This is a genomic window from uncultured Nostoc sp. (genome assembly GCF_964245445.1).
Lineage (GTDB): Bacteria > Cyanobacteriota > Cyanobacteriia > Cyanobacteriales > Nostocaceae > Nostoc.
Genome location: NZ_CAXTNE010000113.1, coordinates 1 through 2,424 on the forward strand (window position 1 = coordinate 1; position 2,424 = coordinate 2,424).

2 protein-coding genes are annotated in these 2,424 nt (G+C 42.5%); both read right to left on the reverse strand.

The genetic code is table 11. From position 1 onward, the window contains the following. Positions 1–40 precede the first annotated feature (40 nt). The gene (locus ACFE90_RS19195; protein WP_375503264.1) at positions 41–424 is read right to left on the reverse strand and encodes a beta-lactamase hydrolase domain-containing protein; all 384 of its coding nucleotides are present in this window, start codon (positions 422–424) and stop codon (positions 41–43) included. A gap of 95 nt (positions 425–519) precedes the next feature. After that, a partial coding sequence (locus tag ACFE90_RS19200) for a PAS domain S-box protein (protein WP_375503266.1) occupies positions 520–2,424 on the reverse strand: 1,905 nt, incomplete at its 5' end.

Here is a 2,424-nt window from a genome sequence, read left to right on the forward strand (position 1 = left end):
CCTGCCCCCTGCTCCCTGCCCCCTGCCTCTTCGTTGATAGCTATATCAAGCCTAATGTAATAATTTTTTGCAGTGCTTCTTCAAATGTTATGCCCTGCTTGATGCAGATATACAATAATACTATTGCGGCTGAACGAATTGAGTTATCGCAATGGATCAGAATCGGTTTGGGTAATTCAGTAATGGTCTGATATATCTGGAGCGTACTTTGATGATTAAGGTCTTCAGGTTTCGTTGGGAAGCTAACGTAGTACAATCCCAAAACTTCTGTCTTCTCCTGTTCATTAGCTAGGAAGCCTGTTTCGTCGGGCAAACGTAGGTTTATTACAGACTTATAACCCTCATCAGCAATTTCTTTTAGCTGCTCTAGTGTAATTTGTCCAGCGATCGCTAACTCATCATTAATTTTCCTAACAATATTCATCAGCTGGATTAACCCTATATTGCCGACATTGCCCCAACTCTAAATTTAGCAAAGCAATTTGAGGAACTTGTGAGAGATTAGTCATTAGTCATTAGTCATTTGTCATTAGGCAATAAATGGTGTAAAGTTTTCAATAATTCTCCGGCCGTATAGGGTTTTGATAAAACTGCTTGCACATTAGCATTAGCCATTTGAGCAAAAATTTCCATTGAGTTCAGTCCGCTACAGACAATAATTTGAACCTGCTTGTTCATTTTTTGTAAGGTGCGAATAGCGGTGATTCCGTCCATCTCCGGCATCACTATATTCATCAATACGGCATTGATTTGATGCTTGTGTTCGGCATAGAGTGCGATCGCCTCTATACCATTATTGGCAGCTAGTATCTTGTAGTTGTGCTTTTCCAAGATGATTGTGGCAATCTCCCGAATTTGGGCTTCATCATCTACAACTAAAATCAGTTCTCCCTCTCCTGAGAGCAAATCCATCTCTTCTATGCTGAACGCTTGAGTTGCTTCCACTGCTGGTAAAAACAGGTCAAATTTGCTGCCTCTACCAACACTGCTAGACACTTTGATAAAACCATCATGGTTTCTAATAATGCCAAACACTGTTGAAAGGCCAAGTCCCGTGCCTGCATTGACATCTTTTGTGGTGAAAAACGGCTCAAAAATTCTATCTAATATGTATGGCGGTATCCCAATTCCGTTATCGGCAACGCTAATCACAATATAATGCCCAACTTTGGCATCGAGATTCATTCTGGTATAAGCTTCATCAATAAACTTATTTTCCGCAGAAATTTTGATATTGCCGCCATTTGGTAAAGCATCGCGGGCATTTACTACCAAGTTCATCAGCACTTGATGCAGTTGTGTTTCTTCCCCTGTGACAGCCCAAATGTTTTCTGGAATAGCGGTGGAAAATTCAATAGATTTGGGAAATGTCTGTTTAGCAATTTGGATAATTTCTGAAATCAGGTACTCGACTTGAATAATTGTCGGCTCTCCTTTATATCCTCGCGCAAAGGACAAAATTTGCTTCACTAAAGCTGCTCCGCGTTTGGCGTTGGTTTCTACAAGTGCCAGCATTTGTTCAGAACGCTCCTTGTCTTCTAAAAATGTTCCCTGTAGTAATTGAGCCGCGGCCAAAATTGGTGTCAATATATTGTTCAAGTCGTGGGCAATACCACCTGCAAGAGTACCAAGGCTTTCCAATCGCTGGGTGCGAAAAAACTGTTCTTCGAGTTGTTTCTTTTCGGTGATGTCAGTGTCAACAGTCAGGATAGATTTGGGTTCTCCTTCAGAATCACGCATCAATGTCCAACGGCTTTCTACAACAATTTCCTTACCGGATTTCGTAACTTTAGATAACTCACCTTGCCACCAGCCACTCTCAATTACGCTTTTTAGAGGTATTTGCAGTTGTTGAGTTTCTACTGGGTACAAAATCTCCCGGAGGTCTTTTCCTATAACCTCTGTAGAAAGCCAACCGTACATCCGTTCTGCACCTTTATTCCAGAATAAGGTTTGAGACTGAAAATCTCGAACTAATATGGCATCGGTGGCGATATCAAGTAGAGCGGCTTGTTCGGAGATTTTTTGTTCCGCCAGCTTGCGCTCGGTGATATCTCTATTTGTGCCGATCATCCTGATCACCTCACCGATTTCGTTATAGTAGACCTGAGCTTTGCAGTTTAACCAGTGTAGGCTGCCGTCAGGCCAGACAACTCGATAATCTGTAGTTTCCCTTCCTTCGGCAATCATGCGAGGTATACTCGCAGCCACAGATTCGTGGTCTTCTGGATGGATTAAATTAAGATAGCCTTCTATGGTTGGACACAAGGTACCACTCGGCAGACCATAAAGTGGCCCCATATTGGCAGACCACATACTAGTATTGGTAATCAGGTCGCGATCCCATATACCCATTTCGCCAGCTTCTAGAGCTAAACTCAATCGCGCTTCACTTTCTTGCAGTGACTGTTCGGCCAGTTTGCG